This window comes from Actinocrinis sp. (assembly GCF_035653575.1).
GTDB lineage: Bacteria > Actinomycetota > Actinomycetes > Streptomycetales > Catenulisporaceae > Actinocrinis.
Map to the genome: position 1 here is coordinate 44,101 of NZ_DASRBQ010000124.1, position 25,651 is coordinate 69,751.

20 protein-coding genes are annotated in these 25,651 nt (G+C 70.9%); 6 read left to right on the forward strand and 14 right to left on the reverse strand.

Annotated elements, in window-relative coordinates; all coding sequences use genetic code 11:
* Window positions 1-184: 184 nt before the first annotated feature.
* The gene (locus VFA06_RS17890; RefSeq protein ID WP_324841746.1) at window positions 185-2,431 is read left to right on the forward strand and encodes a SpoIIE family protein phosphatase; all 2,247 of its coding nucleotides are present in this window, start codon (window positions 185-187) and stop codon (window positions 2,429-2,431) included.
* 77 nt (window positions 2,432-2,508) lie between these two features.
* Here VFA06_RS17890 and VFA06_RS17895 read toward each other — a convergent pair whose 3' ends face one another.
* The gene (locus VFA06_RS17895) at window positions 2,509-3,252 is read right to left on the reverse strand and encodes an SDR family oxidoreductase (protein WP_324841747.1); all 744 of its coding nucleotides are present in this window, start codon (window positions 3,250-3,252) and stop codon (window positions 2,509-2,511) included.
* Between the two features lie 133 nt (window positions 3,253-3,385).
* Here VFA06_RS17895 and VFA06_RS17900 point away from each other — a divergent pair, with 133 nt between their 5' ends.
* Window positions 3,386-4,207 (forward strand): helix-turn-helix transcriptional regulator, encoded by an 822-nt coding sequence (locus tag VFA06_RS17900; RefSeq protein WP_324841748.1) that lies wholly within the window; start codon window positions 3,386-3,388, stop codon window positions 4,205-4,207.
* A gap of 6 nt (window positions 4,208-4,213) precedes the next feature.
* On the opposite strand, the gene VFA06_RS17905 is transcribed toward VFA06_RS17900, so the two are convergent.
* The 5 genes from VFA06_RS17905 to VFA06_RS17925 form a co-directional block, all read right to left on the reverse strand.
* Window positions 4,214-5,632 (reverse strand): sugar porter family MFS transporter, encoded by a 1,419-nt coding sequence (locus VFA06_RS17905; protein WP_324841749.1) that lies wholly within the window; start codon window positions 5,630-5,632, stop codon window positions 4,214-4,216.
* Between the two features lie 161 nt (window positions 5,633-5,793).
* On the reverse strand, window positions 5,794-6,387 hold the full coding sequence (locus VFA06_RS17910) for a GTP-binding protein (protein WP_349260230.1): 594 nt from the start codon (window positions 6,385-6,387) through the stop codon (window positions 5,794-5,796).
* The gene (locus VFA06_RS17915; RefSeq protein ID WP_414639551.1) at window positions 6,368-6,676 is read right to left on the reverse strand and encodes a DUF742 domain-containing protein; all 309 of its coding nucleotides are present in this window, start codon (window positions 6,674-6,676) and stop codon (window positions 6,368-6,370) included. The genes VFA06_RS17910 and VFA06_RS17915 overlap by 20 nt, the downstream gene beginning before the upstream one ends.
* 100 nt (window positions 6,677-6,776) lie before the next feature.
* Window positions 6,777-7,199: a roadblock/LC7 domain-containing protein gene (locus VFA06_RS17920; protein ID WP_349260231.1), complete on the reverse strand. Its 423-nt coding sequence runs from the start codon at window positions 7,197-7,199 to the stop codon at window positions 6,777-6,779.
* 108 nt (window positions 7,200-7,307) lie between these two features.
* On the reverse strand, window positions 7,308-11,354 hold the full coding sequence (locus VFA06_RS17925) for a nitrate- and nitrite sensing domain-containing protein (protein ID WP_324841751.1): 4,047 nt from the start codon (window positions 11,352-11,354) through the stop codon (window positions 7,308-7,310).
* A gap of 669 nt (window positions 11,355-12,023) precedes the next feature.
* Here VFA06_RS17925 and VFA06_RS17930 point away from each other — a divergent pair.
* The 4 genes from VFA06_RS17930 (at window position 12,024) to VFA06_RS17945 (ending at window position 16,936) form a co-directional block, all read left to right on the forward strand.
* Window positions 12,024-13,070, forward strand: coding sequence for an ABC transporter substrate-binding protein (locus VFA06_RS17930; protein ID WP_324841752.1), 1,047 nt, complete (start codon window positions 12,024-12,026; stop codon window positions 13,068-13,070).
* An 89-nt stretch (window positions 13,071-13,159) separates the two neighbouring features.
* Window positions 13,160-13,906, forward strand: a complete 747-nt coding sequence (thyX, locus tag VFA06_RS17935) for an FAD-dependent thymidylate synthase (protein ID WP_324841753.1) — start codon at window positions 13,160-13,162, stop codon at window positions 13,904-13,906.
* A gap of 278 nt (window positions 13,907-14,184) precedes the next feature.
* Window positions 14,185-15,087 (forward strand): 4-hydroxy-tetrahydrodipicolinate synthase, encoded by a 903-nt coding sequence (dapA, locus tag VFA06_RS17940; RefSeq protein WP_324841754.1) that lies wholly within the window; start codon window positions 14,185-14,187, stop codon window positions 15,085-15,087.
* A gap of 163 nt (window positions 15,088-15,250) precedes the next feature.
* Window positions 15,251-16,936 (forward strand): ribonuclease J, encoded by a 1,686-nt coding sequence (locus VFA06_RS17945; protein WP_324841755.1) that lies wholly within the window; start codon window positions 15,251-15,253, stop codon window positions 16,934-16,936.
* Window positions 16,937-17,027: 91 nt separating this feature from the next.
* Here the strand turns inward: VFA06_RS17945 and VFA06_RS17950 are convergent, their stop codons facing one another.
* From VFA06_RS17950 to rpsO, 8 genes are all read right to left on the reverse strand, one after another.
* Window positions 17,028-18,029, reverse strand: a complete 1,002-nt coding sequence (locus tag VFA06_RS17950) for an ADP-ribosylglycohydrolase family protein (RefSeq protein WP_324841756.1) — start codon at window positions 18,027-18,029, stop codon at window positions 17,028-17,030.
* Between the two features lie 10 nt (window positions 18,030-18,039).
* On the reverse strand, window positions 18,040-19,092 hold the full coding sequence (locus VFA06_RS17955; protein WP_324841757.1) for an ADP-ribosyltransferase domain-containing protein: 1,053 nt from the start codon (window positions 19,090-19,092) through the stop codon (window positions 18,040-18,042).
* Window positions 19,092-19,898 (reverse strand): hypothetical protein, encoded by an 807-nt coding sequence (locus VFA06_RS17960; protein ID WP_324841758.1) that lies wholly within the window; start codon window positions 19,896-19,898, stop codon window positions 19,092-19,094. Before VFA06_RS17960 ends, VFA06_RS17955 begins: the two co-directional genes overlap by 1 nt.
* An 88-nt stretch (window positions 19,899-19,986) precedes the next feature.
* Window positions 19,987-20,454, reverse strand: a complete 468-nt coding sequence (locus tag VFA06_RS17965) for a hypothetical protein (protein ID WP_324841759.1) — start codon at window positions 20,452-20,454, stop codon at window positions 19,987-19,989.
* A 23-nt stretch (window positions 20,455-20,477) separates the two neighbouring features.
* A complete protein-coding gene (dapB, locus tag VFA06_RS17970) occupies window positions 20,478-21,239 on the reverse strand; it encodes a 4-hydroxy-tetrahydrodipicolinate reductase (protein ID WP_324841760.1) in 762 nt (253 codons plus the stop codon).
* Window positions 21,240-21,259: 20 nt separating this feature from the next.
* Complete coding sequence (locus VFA06_RS17975; RefSeq protein ID WP_349260233.1) at window positions 21,260-22,564, reverse strand: pitrilysin family protein; 1,305 nt, start codon at window positions 22,562-22,564, stop codon at window positions 21,260-21,262.
* Window positions 22,565-22,727: 163 nt separating this feature from the next.
* Window positions 22,728-24,959, reverse strand: coding sequence for a polyribonucleotide nucleotidyltransferase (locus VFA06_RS17980; protein ID WP_324841762.1), 2,232 nt, complete (start codon window positions 24,957-24,959; stop codon window positions 22,728-22,730).
* A gap of 385 nt (window positions 24,960-25,344) precedes the next feature.
* Complete coding sequence (rpsO, locus tag VFA06_RS17985; protein WP_324841763.1) at window positions 25,345-25,614, reverse strand: 30S ribosomal protein S15; 270 nt, start codon at window positions 25,612-25,614, stop codon at window positions 25,345-25,347.
* Between the last annotated feature and the right edge of the window lie 37 nt (window positions 25,615-25,651).

The window sequence follows — 25,651 nt, forward strand, 5'->3', positions numbered from 1 at the left end:
CACGGGCCGGCCGGGTCGCGGCTCAGGGTGAGCTGCAGACACCGGGCGGGTACGTACACACCTGAGCCAGTCTCGCACCGTATCAGGCGATGGGGAAAGAAAGGCAGAATTCCACCTACAGAACGGGACCATACGAACACTTTCCGTTCCTTCACATCGTGGCCGGGGTCGATACGATCGACGAGTGAGCAAGGCGGATGACGACGCGTTGAACGATCTGAACACGGCACTGTTCGGTCCCGACCCCTCGGCGGTGGGGCCGGCCCGCGCGTTCGTCCGCGAGACAGTCGGCAAGTGGGGCGGCGAGTCGGTGGTCGACGACGCCGTGCTCATCGCCAGCGAATTGGTGACCAACGCGATCGTGCACGCCGGAACTCCGGCCGAGGTCTCCTGCACCTTGCTGCGCGACTACGACGGCGAGGCGGCCGCGGTGCGCGTCGCGGTGGCCGACCGCCATCCGGGACGGGCCATTCCGGCGCTGAACGGCGGCTGGGAGGAGGAGGTCGGCGGGCTTGAGGTCGGGATGCCGGAAGGCGGCCGCGGCCTCTACCTGTCCGCGCAGCTCGCGTCGTCTTGGGGCGTGCAGTACACACATTCGATGAAGCAGGTCTGGTTCGTCCTCGATCTCGACGGCGGGCGCGACGATCACGGACCAGTGCTCGCCCCGCCGCAGGGCTCTTCCAGCGCGGCCGAGGCAGGCAGCGTCCGTCCGGCGAACAGCAACCGCAACGCCATCGCAGACCTCGACGACTACCTCGCGCTCACCGCGGAGAAGATCAAGGGCCTGCTGGATGCGGACGGCGCGTTCGTACTGCTCGCGGAGGACGGCGGCCCGGACAACGGACTGCGGTTGCGCGCACAGACCGGCTTGCCGCCGGGAATGCCGCAAGTCACCTCGCCGCCGAGCGCGGCCGGCCGGATCGGGCTGACCGGACTGCCCGCCGTGTACCCGGATCTGCGCGGGCCGTCCGACCACGGCACGCCGCTCATCAGTGCGCTGGCGGCGGGCGGAATGCGCTCCATGGCGACGGCTCCCCTGACCGCGACACCGGGCATCGCCGGGCTCTACGGCACCACCGGCCTGCTCTGCGTCGTCTCCCGCGAGCCCGGCCGCTTCACCGAACAGGACGCGCTGCGCCTCGGCGAGGGCGCGGAACGCATAGCCGCCATCGTCGAATCCGCCCGGCTCGCCGAAGCAGGCAGGGCCCGCCGCGGCGCGCTTTCCTTCCTGGCCGAGGCCGGCGAGCTGCTCGCCGGGTCGCTGGACCCGGAGCGGACCCTCGCGCTGGCCGCGCAGCTGGTGGTCCCGTCGCTCGCCCGCTGGTGCGCGGTGCACCGGCTGGACGAGGCGGGCCGGGCTACCCTGGCGCTGGTCTGGCACGCGGACGAGAGCCTGCACGACCCGCTGGAGAAGGCGGTGATCGATTCGGGCGCGCCGGAGGAGTCGAGCACCGCGGAGGAGTGGCCGCTGCTGGCCGGAGTGCCGGAGGCGGAGGCGTTGCGGGCCGGCGAGCTGCTCATCGTTCCGCTCTCGGCGCGCGGCAGGCAGCTTGGCACGCTCACCCTGGCCAGCCCGGCCGAGTACCGGTTCCCGCACGACACCGCGGAACTGGCCTGGGACCTCGGCCGCCGCGTCGCGGTCACCTACGACTCAGCGCTCGCATACGCGGGCCGCAGGGAAACCGCGCACGCGCTCCAGTCCTCGCTGCTGCCGCCCCTGGTGCCCGACGTGCCCGGCGCGGACATCGCGGTGGTCTACAACCCGGCGGGAAACACCGAGGCGCCGGCCCACTTGAGCCAGGACGCGCTGGTCGGCGGGGACTTCTACGACGTGTTCGAGATCCGGCAGGGCTGCTGGGGTCTGGCGATCGGCGACGTGTGCGGCACCGGTCCCCAGGCGGCGGCGGTCACCGGCCTTGCGCGGCACGCGCTGCGGCTGCTCGCGCGGGAAGGGCTCAGGCCGCCGGCGGTGCTGGCCAGGCTGAACCGGGCGATCCTGGACGAGGGCGAGCGTAGCAGGTTCCTGACGCTGCTCTACGCCGAGGCCGAGCCGCTGGCCGACGGGTCGCTCAACCTCGCGCTGGTCTGCGCCGGCCACCCGCCGCCCCTGGTGCTGCGCCAGGACGGCGCGGTCGTGCCTGGTGCGGAAAGCCAGCCGCTGCTGGGCGTGCTGGACGGCGACCCGGGCTTCCACCTCGACTCGCTGATCCTCAAGCCGGGCGAGACGCTGCTGGCGTTCACCGACGGGGCGAGCGAGCGCCGCAGGGGCGATCAGATGCTCGACTCGGACGGCCTGGCGAGCGTCCTGGCCGAGTGCCGGACCATGTCCGCCGCCGCCGTGGCGGCTCGAGTGCAGCGCGCGGTCGAGGAGTTCGGCGACGCCCCGCTGTCCGACGACATGGCCATCCTGGTGCTGCGCGCGGCAACCTGATTCGCCCTGTCCGGTTCGCCTGGGCACCGAACAACGAACGCCGAATCCGTGTTCTGCGTCAAAGGGTCGGGGGCTTGTCAGCGCCCTGGCAGGTTCGCAAGCGCCTGGGACCGGCGGGCCACGAGCTCCGCGTAAGTGCCCTCTCGCTCAGCCCAGCGGTGCATATGGACGCCCCGAACAAGGATCTCGTTGGGTGTGGGGTTCTGCGCCAGCAGGGCCATCACCTCATCGATGAAGGCGTCCAGGTCCAGCGCGTTCGGATTCAGCCGCTTGTGCTCCGGCCGCGTGGCCACGGCCGGCGGCACGAGCTCGGCGACCTCGACGCCCGTACCGAGCAGTTGCTGACGAAGCGCCTCGCTATAGGCGTGGACCCCGGCCTTGGACGCGGCGTACGTCGGCATCAGCGGGAACGGCAGGAAGGCGATACCCGAGGTCACGGTGATGAACGTGCCGGCGCCGCGGGCGATGAGGTGCGCGGTGAAGGCGTCGATCACCCGGATCGTGCCGAGCAGATTCGTGGCGATCGTGCTCTCGGCGGCGGCGATGTGCGACCGGTCGCGCAGATCCTCGGTGAGCATGACTCCGGACATCGTCACCACGACGTCCAGGTCCGGATGACTCTCGAGCACGCTGTCGCGAGCCCGCAGGACCGAGTCCGGATCGGTCACGTCGATGTCCACCGTCGGGAGGTCGTCGACGTTCGCGGTCTTGCGGCCGCCGACGACAACGGTGCTGCCCTCGGCAGCGAACCGGCGGGCCAGCGCCAGCCCGATTCCCGACGTGCCTCCCACGATCAGGACAGTGCGGTTTGAGATATCCATGCCGGGCTCCTCGTGTGGAACGGACGGTATGTCTCAACGCTCGGGCGCGCGGCGGGCAGCAGGAAGGGCCCCGTTGATCCAGGGAGTGACAGGACCCCCTTCTGCGGGCGGATGCGGGGTTAGCGTGTCTTTGATGGACCACGACACCGACACGAATCGGCTCGGCACGTACCTGCGTGCCCGGCGCGAGCTGGTCACACCCGAGCAGGCCGGCATCCCGGCCGGCTTCAACCGGCGCGTCCCCGGGTTGCGCCGGGAGGAAGTCGCGATGCTGGCCGGAATCAGCGCCGACTACTACCTGCGGCTCGAACGCGGACGCGACAAGAACCCCTCGCCGCAGGTGCTGCAAGCGCTCGCTCGGGTCCTGCGGCTCGACGAGGTCGAATACCAATACCTGCTCGACCTCGCGCAACCCCGGCAACGGGGTTCCCGCCGGCGCGCCGAGCGTGTCCCGGCCCGTCTGCACCATTTGCTCGCGGCCTTGGAGGTGCCGGCCTTCATCGAGGGCCGGGCTTTCGACGTTCTGGCATCGAACCCGCTGGCCGTCGCGTTCTCACCCCGGCTGCGGCCGGGCGAGAACCGATTGCGCTCGCTGTTGCTCGATCCCGAGGAGCGCGAGTTCCACACCGACTGGGAGGCGGCCACAGCGCATTTCGTGGGCTCGTTCCGCCAATCCGTCGGCGACGCGACCGACGACGCGCGCATCGTCGAACTCGTCGGGGAACTCACCCTGGCGAGCGGCCGCTTCCGCGCACTCTGGGCACGCCACGACGTACGCCGGCTTGAGGGCGGCACGACCAGGGTGAACCATCCGCTCGTCGGCGAGATGCGCCTCAACCGCGACAAGCTGCCGGTCGACGACGTCATCCTCGTGGTCTACTACGCGGACGCGGGCAGCGAGAGCGCGGAGAAACTACGTGTGCTGGCTTCGCTGGCCGCGAAGGTCGAACGTTAGGCGCGGTCAGCCCATCTGTTCGAGCGCTTTCCCCTTCGTCTCCCGCACCAGGAACGCGACGAACGGGATCGAGAGCGCGGCGAAGCAGGCGTAGATGATGTACGCGCCGCTCAGGTCCCACCGCGACATGCTCGGGAAGCTCTGGGTGATCGCGAAGTTCGCCATCCACTGCGCCGAGGCCGCGATGGACAGTGCCAGCGCCCTGATCCGGTTCGGGAACATCTCGCCGAGCAGGACCCAGACCACCACGCCCCAGGACATCGCGAAGAAGAACACGTAGACGTGCGCGGCGACGATCGCGACCGTGCCCTCGTCGCGGGGGATGTGCGCGTTGCTGCCCGTTCCGGTGGCGTAGGAGAACGCCCAGGCCGCCAAGCCGAGCGAGATCATCATGCCGGTCGAGCCGATCAGCGCCAGGGGCTTGCGGCCGATCCGGTCGATCACGAGGATCGCCACGATCGTGCCGATGATGTTGACCAGCGAGGTGGAGACGCTGATCAGCAGCGAGTTGGCCTCGTTGATGCCGACCGACTGCCACAGCAGCGAGGAGTAGTAGAAGATCACGTTGATGCCGACGAACTGCTGGAAGACGCTCAGGCCGATGCCGATCCAGACGATCGCCAGGATCCGGCCGGACGGGCCGAGCAGGTCGCGCCAGCCGGCGCGCCGGTCGGAGGCCAGCACCGCGCGGATCTCGGCGATGCGCGCGGTGCTGTCTTCGTGCCCTTCCACCTTGGCCAGCACCTCGCGGGCCCGCTCGTCCTGCCCGGTGGCGACCAGATAGCGCGGCGATTCGGGCACGATGAAGCCGAGCGCGCCGTAGAGCAGCGCCGGCCCGACCTCCATCAGCAGCATCCACTGCCAGGCCTCAAGGCCCCACAGATGGTTTTCGCTCTTTCCTCCGGCGGCCTGGGCGAGCGCGTAGTTGACCAGCTGGGAGACGAAGATGCCGAGGACGATCGCCATCTGCTGGAGCGAGCCGAGCCGGCCGCGGTATGCCGGGGGCGCGACCTCGGCGATGTAGGCCGGCGCGATCACCGAGGCGATTCCGATGCCCAGGCCGCCGACCACCCGCCAGGCCGCCAGGTCCCAGATGTTGAACGGCAGGCCGGCGCCGACGCCGCTCACCGTGAACAGGAACGCGGCCAGCAGCATGACTCTGACCCGACCGATCCGGTCGGCCAGCTGCCCGGCGATCCACGCCCCGATCGCCGAGCCGATCAGCGCGGCCGCGACCGCGAAGCCGGTCTGGTTGGAGCCGACGTTGAAGTGCTTTTGGATGCCGGTGACCGCGCCGTTGATCACGGCACTGTCATAGCCGAACAGGAACCCGCCCATCGCGGCCGCCGCCGCGATGAAGACCACGTACCCGAAATGGGTCTCGTCGTGAGGGATCACCGCGGGCGAGGTTTTGACGGCAGCCATACCTCGAACAACATCACGGAGCACGCGCCGGTGCCATTCAGGCGGGCCGACCTACGTCCAAAAGGACGACGCCGGGCCGCGAGCATGCGACCGCCCGCCGGTCCCGCACGTTTGGCAGCTGCGTGCGGGGCGTCGGCGGGCGGCGAAGCGCCGGCCTGGGGTCAGCGCATCGCGGCGAAGCGGCTCATCGCGTGCTCGACGAGGCGGATCAGCGTCAGCTTGGTCGATTCGCGGGAGCGCGCGTCACAGGTCACGATCGGCACGTCGCTCGGGATGGACAGCGCCTCCCGGACGTCGTCCACGGCGTGGCTGAGCGTGCCGTCGAAGCAGTTGAGCGCGACGATGTACGGCAGGCCGGCGTCCTCGAAGTAGTCGATCGCGGAGAAGCAGTCGGCCAGCCGCCTGGTGTCGACCAGCACCACCGCGCCGATGGCGCCGCGGGTCAGGTCGTCCCACATGAACCAGAACCGGTTCTGCCCCGGGGTGCCGAACAGGTACAGGATCAGCTCGCGGTCCAGGGACACCCGGCCGAAGTCCATCGCGACCGTGGTGGTGGTCTTGTCCGGAACCTTGGTCAGGTCGTCGATGCCGTCGCTCGCGGCGGTCATGACCGCCTCAGTCGTCAGCGGATTGATCTCCGAGACCGCGCCGACGAACGTGGTCTTCCCCACCCCGAAGCCCCCGGCGACGACGATCTTGACAGAGGTCGTCGGCCCCGCGGTCCTTTCGGGCGGGCTAGAGGTTGCGAAGTCCAATGAGCACCCTTTCCAGAAGTGCGAGGTCCGGCTTGCCCTCGGTGGTGTTGGACTGGTGGACGGCGATCAGGCCGGCTTCGGCCATGTCGCCGACCATCACCCGTGCGACGCCGAGCGGCATCCGCATGAGCGCGGCGATCTCGGCCAGCGACTTCACCTCTACGCACAGGTCGCAGATCCGCTGGTGCTCCGGCATGAGGCCGAAACCCCCGGTGCGGCCGCGCGGCGTCGTGGACACCAGCGCCTCGATGGCCAGCTGGTAGCGCGCCCGGGTCCGGCCGCCGGTCATGGCGTACGGCCGCACGAGCGGTGACGAATCGTGTCCTGAGCTCAATGAAACCGTCCTTCACGCTGAAATCGTGCGCCGCCGTTTCGGCCTGGTCCGCAGACTACCGGGGAAGCGCGTTCTGCAGTTCCGCCCGCAGCGCCGGGGTGAGCACGTCGCCGGCCCGCTCCACCAGCAGTGCCATCTCGTAGCCGATCAGACCCATGTCGCAGTCGGAGGACGCCAGCACGGCGAGCACCGAGCCGTCGCTGATCGCCATGACGAACAGGAAGCCGCGCACCATCTCGACCACGGTCTGGGTGACCGCGCCGCCCTCGAAGATCCGGGCCGCGCCCTGGGTCAGGCTGGACAGGCCGGAGGCCACCGCCGCCAGTTGGTCGGCGCGGTCGCGCGGGAAGCCGTTGGACACCGCGAGCAGCAGGCCGTCCGAGGAGACCACGACGGTGTGCGCCACCCCCGGGACCCGGTCGACGAAGTTGGTGATCAGCCAGTTGAGATTCTGCGCCGCCTGGCTCAGCTCACTCACAGTGCATCCCCTTCCGAAGGGAACGTCGGTACATGGTCGGGCAGGTGCGGGAGTGCGGGGAGCGGTTGGCGGGCCGCCGGGCGTCCCCCACCGGACGCGAAGCGGTCATCAGTCGTCATTCTTCCCGTCCTGGCCGGGCTCGTGGTCGGTCGCCGCGGCGTCACGGCCCTGCCGCAGGCCCTGGTGGAAGCTGGAGAGCCGGCCGCGTACCGCGTCCGCGGAACGCGGCGGGATGATCGGCGGGGTGGCCTTCGCCGCGCCCGAGCCGCCCGCGGAACCGGGCACGAGGTTCGACCTGGGCACCCGCTTGGGCAGGCCCTTCGTGGTCAGACCCGCAGCCACCGGCTTGGCCGCAGCTTGGGCGGCCTTCCACCCCTCGTCTCCCGGCGATGACCAGGCGGCTGAGGTGTTCTCCATAGGCGAGGCTCCTCGGGAGTCGGCGGCGGGCTTCTCATCGGTGGCGGGCGCCGTCGCCAGGGGCTGCACGGGGAGGCCGACCGGAGCGGAAGCTGGCGGCGCGGCGGAGGCGGCCGGTGCGGGCGCGCTCGCCGAAGCCGCCGGTGCCTGCGCGGCGACCGGAGCTGACGGGGTCGGGACGCTCGGCGCGCTCGGGGTGGGAGCGGCCGGGCTGGAGACGGAGCTGCTGGTGCTTGTGCCCGTCGACCCGAGGTCGAACTTGGCTCCGGTGCCGTTGGACGATCCCGCTGCCGGGGCCGTCACCGCCGGTCCGGAGGTGGAGCCTGAGCCGCTTCCCGGCGTGGTTCCGAGGCCGCCGCCGGGAGCCGTGCCGTTGCCGCCACTACCCGATCCGCGCGCCGCGGAGGTCGCGGGAGCGGCCGGCGGCGGCATCGTGGGCAGCGGCGGCAGCACGGTGTTCGCCTGGGCGAGGGCGGCCTGGGCGCGCGCCTCGTCCCGGCGGCGGAACCACTCGGACTCCATCGCCTCGAAGATCGGGAGCCGTTCGTCGGTGGCCGGGGCCGGGGGCAGCGGGTCCTGGGCGAAGAGCCGCTCCACGGCGGTCGGCGCGGAGGACGGGACCAGCGGCGCGGCCTGCGGCAGGTCGAGCTCCGACGGTACCTGCACCGGCGGCGGCGCGGTCGGCGTCACCGGGGCGGACGGAGCCTGGGCCGCGGGCATGTCGGCCGGGACCTGGGGTCCGGCGGGCGGCGGGAAGGCCGGGCCGGGGAAGCCGGGGCCCTGGCCGGCCGGGTCCTGGATCCGCGGGAACTGGCCCGTGGAGGCCGGGTCCTGCGGACGCGAGCCGGGCGCCGCGGCGTCCGGGCGCTCGGTGGCCGGGCCGGGGAACTGCGGCGCGGCGTCCGGGCTGGGCACCCGCGGGAACTGACCGGAGGACGAGGGGTCCTGGATCCGGGGGAACTGGCCGGTCGAGGAGGGGTCCTGGATCCGCGGGATCTGCCCGGTGGAGGCGGAGTCCGGTCCGCGGCCGCCGGCCGGACGGCCGGGGCCAGGCTCGCGGCTGAGGCCCTGGATGTCGAACTGGCCGCTGGAACCCTGGCCGGCGGTGTCCCGGCCGGGCGCGGGCCGCTCGGACTCGGCGTCGCGTCCGCCGCCGAAGGGCGGGAACCGGCCGGGTCCCTCAGGCGGGCTGCCCGGGCGGCCGCCGCTGATCGGCGGGAACTGCGTAGTGGCGTCGGGGTCGAGCAGCGCGTCGAGGCCGGAGGCCATGCCGGGGCGGTCCTCGAACGGGGTGCGCGCGCCGGGGATCGTCGGGCTGGGCGCGGTCGGGCCGCCGTCGCGAGGCTCGCCGCGGCGCGGGAGCACGTCCGGGCCGTTCGGCGGGGTCGGGGCGCCACCAAAGGGCGGCAGATCGGCGAACTGGTCGCCGTTGGACAGACCTGACGGTGCGTTACCGACACCCGCGGGCGAGCTGCTGCCCGGCCCGGCCGGTGCGGTACCGAGACCGGACGGTGCGGCACCGCGGTACGGCGGAGCACCCGCGCCCTCGGCCGGGAAGGCGGCGATGTCGCCGGTCCCCTCCTGATCCGGGAAGCCCGCCTGGCCGCCGCCGCGGCGGGGCAGCGCGCCCAGCGAGCGGGCGCCAGTTGCCGAAAGCTCAGGCGTGGGGGCCTGCTGCTCACCGTCGGCGCCGGCGAGGAGCGTGCTGGGCACGAGCACGAGGGCGGTGATGCCGCCGCCGGCCGAGCGGCGCAGCCGCACCTGGATGCCGTGCCGGGTGGCCAGCCGGCCGACCACGTACAGGCCCATGCGGCGGGAGATGGCGACGTCGATGACCGGCGGGTTGGCCAGCCGCTCGTTCGCGTCGTCGAGCTCCTCGGGGGTCATGCCGATGCCGGCGTCCTCGATCTCCAGCATGACGCCGCCGGTGTTGAGCATGTTGGCGGTCACCGAGACCTTGGTCTCCGGCGCGGAGAAGGAGGTGGCGTTCTCCAGCAGCTCGGCGACCAGGTGCACGAGGTCGTTGACGACGCGGCCGAGCACGTTGACGTCGGGCAGGTCGCGCAGCGCGACCCGCTCGTACTGCTCCACCTCGGAGGCGCCGGCGCGCATCACGTCGAGCAGGCGGACCGCCTGGCTCCACTTGCGGCCCGGCTCCTCGCCCGCGAGGACCAGCAGGTTCTCCCCGTTGCGGCGCATACGGGTGGCCAGGTGGTCCAGTTTGAACAGGTTCGCCAGCTGGTCCGGGTCCTGCTCGCTGTTCTCCAGTTCGTCGATCAGCCGCAGCTGGCGCTGGACCAGCGACTGCGAGCGGCGGGAGAGGTTGACGAACATCGAGTTGACGTTCGATCGCAGCAGCGCCTGCTCGGAGGCCAGGCGCACGGCCTGCTGGTGGACCTCGTCGAAGGCCCGGGCGACCTGGCCGATCTCGTCGTTGGAGTTGATCGGGATCGGATCGACCGCGGTCTCGGCGTCGAAATTGTCCGCGTCACGCAGCCTGCGGACCACCTCGGGCAGCCGGTTGGCGGCGATGTCCAGCGCGCCGGTACGCAGCGCCTGCAGCGGGCCGACCAGTGAGCGCGCGACCAGCGCGATGCCGAAGAAGGAGATCAGCAACGCGAACACGATCATCGCGATGTTCTTGTAAAGGTCCGACTGCGCGTTGCTCAGCAGCGTCCCGGAGTCCGTGATCATCTGCTGGATCGCGGTGCCCTGCACGGTGCGCAGGTCGCCGATGGTGGCCGGCAGCGACTCGTCGACGATGGCCGGGCCGAGCTGGGAGCTGCTGCTCTGCCAGGTGGCGCTGCCCTGCAGGATCGAGAGCACCCGGGCGACCGCCGCCTGCGCCGCGGTGATGTCCGGGCCGGAGACCGTCGCCTGGAACGACTGGATCAAGGAGGGCGCGCCGACGTTCAGGAAGGCGTTCTGCGCGGAGGTCGCCGTCGCGATGGCCTGGTTGAGGTTCGTCGACTGGATCTTCGCCTCGACCGGGTCCGGGTTCGGGCCCTGCCCGCCGATCTGGCCGTTGGCGATGACTTCCTGGGTGTAGAGCTGCGCGACCGACTGGGCCTCGACCAGGTTGTCGAGCGCGGAGAGCGCGGCGTTGTCCTGGGCGACCAGCGCGTCGGAGGTGTCGCTGGCGGTCTGGCCGATGACGGCCATGACGTCGTCGATGATGCTGGTGTAGGCGCGGAAGGCCAGGCTCGACTGCACCTGGCTGCCAGTAGCCACCTTGCGTATCTCACCGAGGTCGGTGACCCGGCCGAAGGCCTCGGTGGCGAAGGCGCGCAGGTTGGGGTTGAACGAGTTGCCGCTGATGACCTGGTTGGCCACCGCGCTGACCTGTGTGATCGCGGTGGTGGCGGCCTGCTGGGCGTCGGTGTAGGCGGTGACGTAGGACTCGAGCAGCGGCTTGAGGTTCAAGTTCTGCTGGTCGGCCTGGTTCTGCTGGGCGCGCGCGTCGGCGGCGGCCATGGTGCACGGCTGCATGACGGACAGGCACACCGAGGCGGCCAGCCGCTCCTGCTGGAGCGCGAGCAGCACCTCCTCGACCGAGGTGGTGGTCTGCGCCTCGAAGTGGGCGTTGCTGAAGTGCGTCTCGTCCTGGTACAGGGTGTTGATACGGGCGGCGGCCAGGCCGACGGCGGCCAGCAGCGGCAGCAGCACCAGCAGCGTGAGCCGGTTGCGCACGCGCCAGCTGCGCAGCGAGAACAGGCCGGGCCTGGCTGCGGACTGCACCGGGGCGGGATCGGCGGGCTGAGACGGACGGCGGCGCTCCGGCGCACCCGGCCGGCCCGCGCGCGGCCCCGACTGGGCAGGCTCGCGTCGCGGGGTCACGGGACGTGTCTGCACTTGCCCTCACCAAGTTCGTGACCGCACCAAATACTGCGCGCGTCATGTCAGTTGTAACACTGCGGCCGGGCACACCGGCCGCGATCGGCGGGCTGCTCGGCGGTCGTCGCGACTCGACCGCGGCGGGCCTCGCCCGGCGGTTCGTTCAGGAAACGCATTCCAGCACAGCACCGGCACCGAGGCCAAGACGGGGCCGACATAAATCACTCCGCAGCATGCGACATTTCCGGACATAACACAATGATCCGGACAGGATTCCCGAGATTTTCCCGCCACGCCCTGGCGTTTTCGGCCACCGCGCTGCCACACTTGCCGACCGCGCCTCGGATACTCGCCTTGAGCAGCGAGAATGCGATCTTCTACGGTTCGTGGCCGATTGACCGCGAAGCGTAGCGAAGTGCCGAATCAGATCGCCAATCGGTGCCTTGAATATGCGATATTCGTGTCCTCATTCACGCCGGCAGCGCACACCGGATTTCCACGCCCGCTATTCAGGGCGGGTATCCGGTGGATTAGCATGGCGCCGCCGACGACTGAACGTCCCGAGAGGTAGCCATGTTCCAGCCGAGCCAGCCAGCCCGCCGGTCGCGCCATCGCTCCGGGATCGCGCTCGGCCTGGCCGCCGCGCTCCTCGCCGCCGCGGCGACCGCGTGCAGCGGCAGCTCGAACGGGCTCGGCAGCCCGGACCAGCCGAACCTGCGGGTCGGCCTGATCGACTCGATCGGCGCCGTCCCGTTCCAGATCGGCAGCTCGACCACGACGCACGCGTTCATGGACGCCGGACTGAACATCTCGGTGCAGAAGTTCGACAACCAGCAGGAGGAGCTGGCCGCGCTCGCGTCGGACAAGATCGACATCGCCTACGGCGAGTACGCGCAGTTCCTCAACGGCAGCTCGACGCTGGCGACCAGCGACAACATCCGCGTCGTCAGCGAGGGCTACGACGCCGGCTCGGGGACGATCGGGCTGTTGAAGCGCACCGGCTTCACCCTGCCGACCTGGGGCGCCGGGGCCGGCAACGCGTTCAACTGCAACGGTTCGGTCTCGATCGTGGTGCCGAGCAAGACGGGCACCGAATACCTGGCCCTGGCCGCCTGGTTCCAGTCGCTCGGCTCGCCGCTGCCGACCAACTGCCCGGCGATCGTGGCCAACCCGAACCCGGCCCAGGCGATTGGAGCGGTCGCGTCGCACCAGGCGACGGCGGCGGTGCTTCAGGAACCGTACGTGACGGCGGCCGAGATCAGCGGCGGCCTGCAGCTGGACCAGGACCTGGCGACCGGTAACGCGTCCGCGGTGCCCGTGGACGGCTACTTCGCGACAAAGACGTTCGTCACGAAGTACCCGCACTCGACGGCGATCTTCGCGGCGGTCATGGCGAAGCTTCAGGCCTCCAGCGGCCAGCGCGTCGTGGTGGAGACCGCGCTGCGCAATTCCGGCAGCGGCATCGACTCGCGAGTGATCGCGGCGATGCAGCTGGGCACCTACCCGTCCGTGGTCCTCCCGGCCAAGCTGGACATCGTGCTGCGGCTTATGAGCAATGCGGGCACGGTCAACGGTCTGCTGGACAGCGCGAAGCTGACCAACCTGAACCCCACCGGCTGACCCGCCCTCGCCGTCGGCGTGCCTGTCGGCCGGCCCGGATAACCTGGGCTCAACCGCCAGGACGATCGACCACAGCAGGGAGCAAGGCCGTGACCGACTCGCAGGACACCCCCGCCGGCCTGGCGGAGGTGCGCTTCCGCTCCGATGTGACCGTCGAGCTCGTCAAGTCCTCCGCCGCGGACGCCGACGTGCTGTTCGCCGCCCGCGTCTCCACCGCGGGCGAGAAGTCCCTGGCCGAGGTCGGCTCGGACGCGGAGCGCTCGGCCGGCCTTATCAACTATCTGATGCGCGACCGGCACGGCTCGCCGTTCGAGCACAACTCCTTCACCTTCTTCGTCTCCGCGCCGATCTTCGTGTTCCGCGAGTTCATGCGGCACCGGACCTTCAGCTACAACGAGGAGAGCGGCAGGTACCGCAGGCTGGAGCCGGTGTTCTACGTGCCGGGCCCGGAACGCAAGCTGGTGCAGGAGGGCAAGCCGGGCCGGTACGTGTTCGTGGACGGCACCGCGGAGCAGCACAAGCTGGTGGACGAGGCGACGCGTGCGGTGTGCACGTCCGCGTACCGGGCCTACCTGGAGATGCTGGAGGCCGGGATCGCCCGCGAGGTGGCGCGCGGCGTGCTGCCGGTGTCGGTCTACTCGTCGATGTACGCCACCTGCAACGCCAGGGCGTTGATGAACTTCCTGTCGCTGCGGACCAAGCGGGAGGACTCGACCTTCCCCTCCTTCCCGCAGCGGGAGATCGAGATGGTGGCGGAGCGGATGGAGGCGATCTTCGCCGAGGCGATGCCGCTGACTTACGCGGCCTTCAACCGCAACGGCCGGGTCGCGCCGTAGCCGTGCCGGGTCCTGACGCGGCGTGGGATTCGCCACTCCTAGATCGAATTCTGCATATAACACCCAATCGGATGAACGTGCCCCCGACGCCCGTGTCCCGGACCGGGCGCGCCTCGATAGTGATAGTGGATCCCGTCGCCTCCTGGACCCCCGAGCAGGCGGCGACGGGGTCCTTCCACTGCGCGGGACGCTGTACAGGGCCTTCGAACCGCGGCGGTTATCCACAGGCCGGGGACTCGGACCTGACGAGCCTGCTCGCGGCCCGGTAGCTTTGTCCCATGGCTTCTCCCGTTTCCTCACCCCGTACGCCGTTCGGCCGGATCGCGACCGCGATGGTCACTCCGTTCACCGCCGACGGCGCGCTCGACCTCGACGGCGCGCAGGCCCTGGCCGCGCAGCTGGTCGACGCCGGCAACGACGCGCTGGTGCTCAACGGCACCACCGGCGAGTCGCCGACCACCACGGATGAGGAGAAGGCCGCGCTGGTCAAGGCGGTGCGCGACGCCCTCGGCGACCGCGCGCGGCTGATCGCCGGGGTCGGCACCAACGACACCCGGCACAGCGTCGAGCAGGCCAAGGCCGCACAGCAGGCCGGGGCGGACGGCCTGCTGGTCGTCACGCCGTATTACTCCCGCCCGCCGCAGGAGGGCGTGTACCGGCACTTCACCACCATCGCCGACGCCACCGGGCTCCCGCTGATGCTCTATGACATCCCGGTGCGTACCGGGACGCCCATCGACACCGAGACCCTGGTACGCCTGGCCGAGCACGAGCGGATCGTCGCGGTCAAGGACGCCAAGGGGGACCTCGGCGCGTCCAGCTGGGTGATGGCCCGCACCGATCTGGCCTACTACAGCGGTGACGACATGCTGAACCTGCCGCTACTGTCGATCGGCGCGATCGGCGCGGTCTCCGTGGCCGGTCACCTGGTAAGCGCCGATATCCGAGCCCTGTTCGACGCCTACGCGGCCGGCGAGGTGGCGAAGGCGCGCGACATCCACCGCTCGCTGCTGCCTGTGTACACCGGTCTATTCCGCACCCAGGGGGTAATCACCACCAAGGCGGCGCTGAACCGGCTCGGCCGCCCGGCGGGCCCGGTCCGGCTCCCGCTGGTGGACCTGACCGAACCGCAGTTGGAGGTGCTGCGCCGGGACCTCGCCGCCGCCGGCGTGCACCTCTAGCCGCCTGGCGCCCGCCGCGACCGCGGGCGCCGATACGAAGCCTGAGCACCACGCGTCCGGCACCCGGGCGCGACAACACAACTCCACAACGAACACCACGCGCGCCGGGCCGGCAGGGTCCCGCGCCATCGCACCACGCGAACGAAGGAACTGGAGCCGCCTGATGAGCCACCCCCATCCCGAACTGGGGCTACCGCCGGAGCTGCCGGAAGGCGCGCTGCGCGTCACCCCGCTCGGCGGGCTCGGCGAGATCGGCCGGAACATGACCGTGTTCGAATACGCGGGCAAGCTTCTGATCGTGGACTGCGGTGTGCTGTTCCCCGAGCCGGAGCAGCCGGGTGTCGACCTGATCCTGCCGGACTTCACCTCGATCAGGGACCGCTACGAGGACGTGGTCGCGGTGATCCTGACCCACGGGCACGAGGACCACATCGGCGCCGTGCCCTACCTGCTCAAAGAGCGGGCCGACATCCCGCTGGTCGGCTCGCAGCTGACCCTCGCGCTGATCGAGGCGAAGCTGGCCGAGCACCGCATCCGCCCGTACACCCTCGAGGTCAAGGAGGGGCAGAGCGAGCGGATCGGCCCGTTCGACTGCTCCTTCCTCGCGGTGAACCACTCGATCCCGGACGCGCTGGCCGTGGTGGTGGAGACCGGGGCCGGGGTGGTGCTGCACACCGGTGACTTCAAGATGGACCAGCTGCCGCTCGACGGCCGGCTGACCGACCTGACCGGGATCGCGAAGCTTGGCGAGCGCGGCATCGACATGGTGCTGTGCGACTCGACCAACGCCGAGGTGCCCGGGTTCGTGCCGAGCGAGCGAGAGATCACCCCGGCGCTCGAGCGGGCCTTCGCGCAGGCCACCCGCCGGGTCATCGTGGCCTCCTTCGCCAGCCACGTGCACCGCATCCAGCAGGTGCTCGACATCGCGGTCAAGCACCGCCGCAAGGTCGCCTTCATCGGCCGCTCGATGGTGCGCAACATGGGCGTGGCCCGCGACCTGGGCTACTTGAAGGTTCCGGACGGCCTGGTCATCGACGCGCGGGCGCTGGACGACTACGCGCCCGAGCAGGTCGTGCTGATCTGCACCGGATCGCAGGGCGAGCCGATGGCGGCGCTCTCCCGGATGGCGAACCGGGACCACCAGATCCGCATCGTCGAGGACGACACGGTAATCCTGGCCTCCTCGCTGATCCCCGGCAACGAGACGGCGGTCTACCGGGTGATCAACGGCCTGACCCGCTGGGGCGCCAAGGTCGTGCACAAGGGCAACGCGAAGGTGCACGTCTCCGGGCACGCATCGGCCGGCGAGCTGCTGTACTTCTACAACCTGGCCAGGCCGCGCAACGTCATGCCGGTGCACGGCGAGTGGCGGCATCTGCGGGCGAACGGCGAGCTGGCGGTGCTCACCGGAGTCCCGGCCGACCGCGTGGTGATCGCCGAGGACGGCGTCACGGTGGACCTGGTGGACAAGGTCGCGCGGATCACCGGCAAGGTCCCGTGCGGGTACGTGTACGTGGACGGACTGTCGGTCGGCGACGTCACCGAGGCGAGCCTGAAGGACCGGCGCATCCTCGGTGACGAGGGCTTCATCTCGGTGTTCGTGGTCGTCGACGCGGACACGGGCAAGGTCTCCGGCGGCCCCGAGGTCCAGTCCCGCGGCGCCGGCATCGACGACTCGGCGCTGGCCGCCGTCACCCCGCTGATCGAGGAGGCCCTGGCCCAGGCCGCGGCCGACGGCGTCGGCGACGCCTACCAGCTGCAGCAGCTGGTGCGGCGCACGGTCGGCAAGTGGGTCTCGGACACCTTCCGCCGCCGCCCGATGATCATCCCGGTGGTCGTCGAGGTCTGACGGCGGGTCTGGCGGCGAGGCCTGGCAGCGGCCTCTGACCGCGAGCTCTGACCGCCGCCGGGCCCGACAGCGCGGCCGGACCCGGCGGCGGTCAGCCCTCCGCGGGGAAGCCGCCGCGCTGGTCCACGATCGCGTCGCAGAGCGCGACGAGGTCCGGCTCGCGCAGGCCCGGCCAGCCGTGCACCGTGTTGCGCCAAACCGGGTAGATGCTCGAGACGCCCCAGCGCCCGCCGAGCAGTGCCCCGCCGATCGCGGCGACGGTGTCGGTGTCGTCGCCGGCCCGGACCGCCGCGTAGAGCGCGCGGCCGAAGTGGCGGCCCGGGTTGTCCTCCGGAATCGGGATGCTGAGAATCGCAGACCAGGCGGCCTGCAGCGCGCGCACGACAAAGCCGTTGGGGGCGAAGGCCGCAGGGGGCTGCGTCGCGGCCTCGTCGAGCCAGGTCTTCCACCGCTGCGCGGCCGCCTCGTCCAGGAGGTCTAGACCGCTCTGTGGGCCGTCCAGCGTGCCGTCGAGGACGGCGACGCGGATCGCCTCGCACCACAGCACGCAGGCCTCGCCTGCGACCGGGTCGTAGTGTGTCAGCCCGCTGACGGCACGGGCCGCCTCCGCGAGCGCGGCGCGGTCGTTGAGGTAGGCGAGCGCGAGCACTCCGGTGCGCATGAGCGAACCGTTGCCGGCCGACCGGCCCGTGCGCTCATGCGTCTGACGCGCGGCCTCGCGCATCGCCGCGAGCGGGTCGGCGGCGCCGCGGGCGGCGGACAGCACCGCGCGCGTCTGCGCGCCGATGTCGGTAGCTCCGCTCGCCGCCCAATCGAGGAAGCCCTCGGCCACGGAACGCAGCGCCTCCTCCGTGCGCAGGTCCGCGCCGCTTGCCGCCACCCGGGCGATCACCACGTGCATCTGCGTGTCGTCGGAGTACTCCCCCGGCTCGTACGGCCCAAGTCCGCCGCCGATCATCTCCGGAAGCGTGTTGGGGCCGAGCGTGGGCCCGAACTCGTACGGCACACCGAGCGCGTCACCGCAGGCGGCGCCCACCAGCACCCCGCGGGCCCGGTCGCGCCGCATCTGCGGGGAGATCAGGAAGTCCGTCACGCCGCGCCCCTCATCCCACATCCGACATCTTGATCACCCAGTTGCCCGGGCTGACCTCGATCTTACTTTCCACCTGGAACCGCGAACCGGGCGGGAAGAGCACCTCGGACTCGTGCGGATAATGCGACAGGAAGCTGACATCGCGCCCGGTGGTGGACTGCACGACGTACTGCACGTTGCCGGGGAAGGGCTCGCCGGTGCTGAGGAAGTGCGGCTCGGTGACAACCTGCCCGGGTTCGTACTTGGACAGCACGTCGTTCAGGTTCCCGGACGGGATCTGCATGCCGCGGTAGTACTCGCCGGTCGTCGGCGGCAGCTGGTTCAGCCCGGACGTCGTCGCCCGGATGTGTGCGTCGTACTGCGCGAGCGCCGCCGGATCGCCGCTGCGCAGGGCGGAGTTCATCTGGCTGTAGAACTCGTCGCCGGTGTACCCGCGCACGGCCACCAGGTCCTCGGTCGGGATGCCGGCCAGGGAGGGGTTGCGCGCCTTGAGGTCCTGCACGAACTGCTCGTCGTTGGCGTAGCCGTGGTACGCGGCGGCGAAGTTCTGGCGATCGTCGGCGCTGGAGCGGAAGGCCGGGTTTCCGGAGTAGTCACCCGAGCTTCCGGCTGAGGAGCCGACCGTCGGGGCGGCGGTGGGACCGCTGGTGGGTGCGGACGCGGGGACATCGTCTTCGGGCGCGCTCGAACCGCCGCGCGCGACGGTCGGCGTGGTGGGGTCGCCGTCCATACTCTGATGCACGTTGCGGTACGCGCTCGCGGCCGCGTCATCGACCCCGCGGTAGTTCTCCGCGTGCGTGTGCAGGTTCCGCCCTGCGGTCCCGACGACACGACCGGCCTCGTCGAACACGGTGCCGACGGTCTCGACCCCGGCCCCGGTGCCCTCCTCCACCGCCTTGCCGACGCCCGACTCGCCGTCCGAGCGCGCGGCCGCCAGTACCTTCTGCCCGGTGGCCTTGAGCCGTTCGCCGAGCGGCTGGAGCACCTGCGCGAACTGTTCGAGGGCTGACGCGCCGCGGTGCAGCGACTCGGGGTCTACGTTGATCGGCTCCTCGCCCGACATCACGACCCCGCCAGAATCGAGCGCATCCTGGCCAGCTGCCCCTGCTGCTCGCCCGCCTGCGTCGCCTGCTCGCTCTCGCCGGGAAGGCCGGTGCCGTTCGCCAGCGAGACCAGGGATCCGCCGGGATCGGAGAGCGCCGAGGCGGCCTGGGAGCCGAGCGTGGAGAGGCCCTGCGAGCCGCCGCGCGCGGCAGCCGCCTCGAGGGCGGAGAAGTCCAGGCCGTGGCCGATGCCGAGCGCGTCGCCGAGCAGTTGCCGCGCCAGCTCGCCGCCGGCCGACTTGAGCGCGCTGAAGATGGGGCCTTCGACGGCCTGGGTCAGCTGCGCGAGTATCTGCTGAATCGCCTCGTCGAGCAGCCGCTTGACCAGGGTCTTGCAGATCGCGATCGCGCCGGCCGCCTCGGCCTCGCTCAGGCCCAGGGTCTCCACCGCGGCCGCCTGGTCGGCGATCAGCTGCGCGGCGAGGATGCCGAGCTGCACGATCGCCTCGGTTTTCAGGGCGATGATGACGCCGTATACGACCTCGAGGACGTCGGCGAAGATCTTCAGGCCTTCGGCCAGGTCCTTGAGGTGGCCGTCCGAGAGCTTCTGCCACAGCGCCTCGAACAGCTTGAGCGACTGGGAGGAGCTGATGCTGAGCATCTGCTCGATCTCGGCCTTGGCGTCGCCGTGCCCCGATTCGAGCTCCTGAGCTATCTGCTTGAGCTCGTCGGCCGCCTCCTTGAGGTCGTCCTCGTTGATGTTGGGCCAGGACACCCCGATGATGTCGAGCACCCAGACCAGTTCCTGCGGCAGTACGACTCCCACGTGCGCTCTCCCGTCCCCCGCCCGTAGCCGCGCGACGGGGCGACGATAGCAGTGCTCTGAACGACGGCGGAAGGCCCGGTCGGGAAGCTTAGGCGGAGGCGGAGCGGTGCAGGCGGATGGCGTGGCGCATCGCGGCGCGGGCGCGGGCGTTGTCCTTCGCCGCCGAGTAGGCGACCGCGAGGCGGTACCAGGCGCGCCAGTCTTGCTTGTCCGCCTCGGTCTCCGCCTTGCGCCGCGCGAAGAGCCGGTCCGCCGCCGCGCGGTCGACCCGGCCGCCCGGCGATCTGGGCAGCGCGTCGACCTCCTCCTGGCGCAGCCCGCCCTCATCGTCGAGCTGCCTGGCCAGGCGCTCGGTGGCGAAGCCGAAGCGGATCTCACGCACCAGGAACCAGCCGCCGAAGAAGCCGAAGACGAGCACCGCCGCACCGAGCAGTCCGGGAGCCGCACCGCCGCCGGTGAACCCGTCGTAGAGCGCGAGCGCTCCCTCCCAGCTGCACAGTCCCAGGTAGAAGACGAGGACCGCGCTGAGGATGAAGGCGGCGGTGCGGGCGCGCACTGGGGTTCCGTTCCGCTTCCGGGCTAGCTCTGCTGGTCGAGGTAGTGCTCGAGTCCCACGGTCAGCCCGGGGTGCTGGGCGACCCGCCGGACGCCGAGGACCACGCCGGGCATGAACGAGATCCGGTCCAGCGAGTCGTGCCGGAGCGTCAGGGTCTCGCCCTGCGCGCCGAGCAGCACTTCCTGATGGGCGATCAGGCCGCGCAGGCGCACCGAGTGGACCGGCACGCCCTGCACGGTGCCGCCGCGGTGGTGGTCCGCGTCGTGCGCCGTGGCGTCGGGGAACGGCTTGCTGTTCGCCTTCGCGCGCGCGTCGGCGATCAGCTCGGCGGTGCGCTGCGCGGTGCCGCTCGGCGCGTCGGCCTTGTCGGGATGGTGCAGCTCGATGATCTCGACCGACTCGAACAGCGGGGCCGCCTGCGCCGCGAACTTCATCATCAGCACCGCGCCGAGGGAGAAGTTGGGCGCGATGAGCACGCCGGTGGACGGGTGCTCGGCGAGCCAGGACCGCACCCGCGCGGTGCGGTCGGGGGTGAAGCCGCTGGTGCCGACGACCGCGTGAATGCCGTTCTTGACGCAGAACTCGAGGTTGCCGAGCACCACGTCCGGGTTGGTGAAGTCCACGGCCACGGTCGCGCCGGCCTCGACCGCGGCCTTCGGGTCGTCGTCCACGTCGATGCGCGCTACGACCTGCATGCCGTCGGACCGCTCGACCGCGTCGCAGACCTGGCGGCCCATCCGGCCGTTGGCACCGAAGACGGCGACGTTGATCATGGTGGTGTCCATTCGCTGCGGGTGGCGGGCGGTCAGGCGATGAAGGACGAGGGGTCCTTGTACGGTCCGATCACGGCGAGCGCCGGCTCCGCGGTGAGCAGATCGGTCGCGACGGCGCGCACGTCGTCGAGCGTGACGCCGGAGATCAGCTCGAGCACCGTGTCGACCGACAGATGCTCGCCGTAGACCAGCTCGCCCTTTCCGATCCGGCTCATCCGCGAGCCGGTGTCCTCAAGGCCGAGCACCATGCCGCCGCGCAGCTGGCCGATGCCGAGCGCCAGTTCCTGCTCGGTGATGCCCGAGGCGACGAGATTCGCGATCTCGGCCCGGCACAGCGCGATCACTTGGCGCAGCTTCTTCGGCTGGCAGCCCGCGTACACGCCGAAGGCGCCGGCGTCAGCGTATTGCGAGGCGTAGCTGTACACCGAGTACGCCAGGCCCCGCTTCTCGCGCACCTCCTGGAAGAGGCGCGAGGACATGCCGCCGCCGAGCACGGCCGCGAGCACGCCGAGCGCCCAGCGTCGCTGGTCGGTGCGGTGCACGCCGGGCATCCCGAGCACGACGTGCGCCTGCTCGGTCTTGCGGTTGACCAGCCGCGTCGCCTTACCGGAGGGGGGCATCGCGGTGAGGCTGCGCGGGCCGAACGGCGCGAGCGCCGAGTCGAGCACGAGGTGGGAGTCCCCGGCGGACCGCAGGAAGCCCTCGTATACGAGTTCGACGACGCGGTCGTGGTCGAGGTTGCCCGCCGCCGCGACCACCAGGTTGGGCCCGGTGTAGTAGCGGCGGTAGTGCGCAGCGATCTGGTCGCGGGTGATCGTCTTGACCGACTGCGCCGTGCCCGCGATCGGCCGGCCCAGCGGGCTGTCGCCGAACAGGGCGAGGGCGAACTCGTCGTGCACCATGTCGCCCGGGTCGTCGTCGGTCATGGCGATCTCCTCGAGGATCACGCCGCGCTCCGACTCCACGTCCTCGGGCAGGATCAGCGCGGCCGCGACGACGTCGGTGATGACGTCGGCGGCCAGCGGCAGATCCGCGTCCAGGACGCGGGCGTAGTAGCAGGTGTACTCCTTCGTGGTGAAGGCGTTGATCTCCCCGCCGACCGCCTCGATCGAGGCGGAGATGTCCAGGGCCGAGCGCCGCGCGGTGCCCTTGAACAGCAGGTGCTCCAGGTAGTGGCTGGCCCCGGCGGACTCGGCGTCCTCGTCGCGCGAGCCGACGCCGACCCAGACGCCGAGGGTGACCGAGCGCACCGACGGCATCGCCTCGGTGATGACCCGGATGCCGCCGGGCAGGACGGTCCGGCGGATGTCACCGGAGCCCGCGGTGTCCGGGAACAGGGCCTGCGCGGGGAACCTGCTCTCGGACTGGACCTCGGTGGTGCCGGGGGGCGCGGGGCGCTCCCCGGCGTCCGAGTAGGGCGCTGCCCCGGCCGCGGGGGCCGGGATCGGCGACTGAGTCAGATCGACCACCTGTATCAAGGATCTGCCTGCGTAGGAGCGGTCAGGACTGCTCGGCCGGGGCCTCTTCGGCCGGCGCCGCGGGCTGCTCGGCGTCCGGGAGCACCGGCACCAGGGACAGCTTGCCGCGCTGGTCGATCTCGGCGATCTCGACCTGGAGCTTGTCGCCGACCTTGACCACGTCCTCGACGTTCTCGATCCGCTTGCCGCCGGCGATCTTGCGCAGCTGCGAGATGTGCAGCAGGCCGTCCTTGCCGGGCATCAGCGAGACGAACGCGCCGAAGGTGGTGGTCTTCACGACCGTGCCCAGGTACCGCTCGCCGACCTCGGGCATCGTCGGGTTGGCGATCTGGTTGATCGTCTGGCGGGCCGCCTCTGCGGACGGTCCGTCGGCCGCGCCGATGTAGATCGTGCCGTCGTCCTCGATGGTGATGTCGGCGCCGGTGTCCTCCTGGATCTGGTTGATCATCTTGCCCTTCGGGCCGATGACCTCGCCGATCTTGTCCACCGGGATCTTGACCGTGATGATGCGCGGCGCGTACTCGGACATCTCGTCCGGCGAGTCGATCGCCTCGAGCATGACGTCCAGGATGTGCAGCCGGGCGTCGTGCGCCTGGCGCAGCGCCTGGGCGAGCACCGAGGCGGGGATGCCGTCGAGCTTGGTGTCCAGCTGCAGGGCCGTCACGAAGTCCTTGGTGCCGGCGACCTTGAAGTCCATGTCGCCGTACGCGTCCTCGGCGCCGAGGATGTCGGTGAGCGCCACGTACTCGGTCTTGCCGTCGATCTCCGCGGAGACCAGGCCCATCGCGATGCCCGCGACCGGGGCCTTGAGCGGCACGCCCGCGTTGAGCAGCGACATGGTGCTGGCGCAGACCGAGCCCATCGAGGTGGAGCCGTTGGAGCCGAGGGCCTCGGAGACCTGCCGGATCGCGTACGGGAACTCCTCGCGGCTGGGCAGCACCGGCACCAGCGCCCGCTCGGCCAGCGCGCCGTGGCCGATCTCGCGCCGCTTGGGCGAGCCGACCCGGCCGGTCTCGCCGGTGGAGTAGGGCGGGAAGTTGTAGTTGTGCATGTAGCGCTTGCGCGTCTCCGGCGCGAGCGTGTCCAGCTGCTGCTCCATGCGCAGCATGTTGAGCGTGGTGATGCCCAGGATCTGGGTCTCGCCGCGCTCGAACAGCGCCGAGCCGTGCACCCGCGGGACGACCTCGACCTCGGCGGCCAGCGCCCGGATGTCGGTGACGCCGCGGCCGTCGATGCGGACGCGGTCACGGATGATCCGCTCGCGCACCAGCTTCTTGGTCAGCGCGCGGAAGGCCCCGGGGATCTCCTTCTCCCGGCCCTCGAACTGCCCGGCCAGCTTCTCGATCGCGACGGCCTTGACCCGGTCCTGCTCGGCCTCGCGCTCCTGCTTGCCCGCGATGGTCAGGGCGGCGGCCAGGTCGGCGGAGACCGCCTCGCTGACGGCGTCGAAGACGTCCTGCTGGTAGTCGAGGTACTTCGGGAACTCGGCGGTCGGCTTGGCGGCCTGGCGGGCCAGCTCGGCCTGCGCCTGGCACAGCACCTTGATGAACGGCTTGGCCGCCTCGAGCCCCTCGGCGACGACCTCCTCGGTGGGCGCCTGCGCGCCGTCCGCGACCAGCTGGATCGTGGTCGTGGTGGCCTCGGCCTCGACCATCATGATCGCCACGTCGCCGTCCTCGAGGACGCGACCGGCCACGACCATGTCGAAGACGGCCTTCTCCAGCTCGGGGTGGGTCGGGAAGGCGACCCACTGGCCCTCGATCAGGGCGACGCGCACGCCGCCGATCGGCCCGGAGAACGGAAGCCCGGCCAGCTGCGTCGAGGCGGAGGCGGCGTTGATCGCGACCACGTCGTAGAGGTGGTCCGGGTTGAGCGCCATCACGGTGGCCACGATCTGGATCTCGTTGCGCAGACCCTTGGCGAAGGACGGGCGAAGCGGCCGGTCGATCAGCCGGCAGGTCAGAATGGCGTCCTCGGACGGACGGCCCTCGCGGCGGAAGAAGGAGCCGGGGATCCGGCCCGCCGCGTACATCCGCTCCTCGACGTCCACGGTGAGCGGGAAGAAGTCGAGCTGGTCCTTCGGGTGCTTCGAGTAGGTGGTGGCGGACAGCACCATGGTCTCGCCGTCCAGATAAGCCACCGCGGAGCCGGCCGCCTGCCGGGCGAGCCGCCCGGTCTCGAAGCGCACGGTGCGGCTTCCGAAGCGGCCGTTGTCGATGACCGCCTCGGTGGTGTAACTGCTGGGACCCTCCACGGGGTGCCCTCCTTGTCGTGTCCTGACGGAACGCGACGTCACCGAAGCGGCGACCTGATCCTGGACACCGGTCTCCGATCGAAGCCGGCGGGCGGGGCGCGCACGCGCGTTACCTCCGACGGCCACTACCGAAGATCGGTACCGGTCTCACCTACGGCGATGAACGCCGCGTTCCTTCAACTCTCGGTCCGGCCGTCCCGGCGCGGACCCCTTCTCACTATCTAGCTATCCAACGTCACGCTAACCCATGCGGCCCAGGCTTGGGGCGGCGAAACACCAGAACGGGGTGTCGCACCGGCCTCGCGCGCCTGGCCAGCCGCCTGATCGCGATACGCCAAGGGAGCGGCACCCGACTGAGCCGGGCACCGCTCCCGAGGTACTGCCGCTATCGGCGCAGACCGAGACGCTCGATCAGCGCGCGGTAGCGCTCGATGTCCTTGGCGGCCAGGTACTTCAGCAGCCGGCGGCGCTTACCCACCAGCTGGTACATGCCGCGGCGGGAGTGGTGGTCGTGCTTGTGCGCCTTCAGGTGCTCGGTCAGGTCGTTGATCCGCTTGGTCAGCAGCGCGACCTGGACCTCCGGGGAGCCGGTGTCACCTTCGGCGGTGCCGTACTCGGCGAGGATCTGCTTCTTCGTGGCGACGTCGAGTGCCATGGGTCTCCATCACGGTTGAGCACCCGGGCGCACTCGG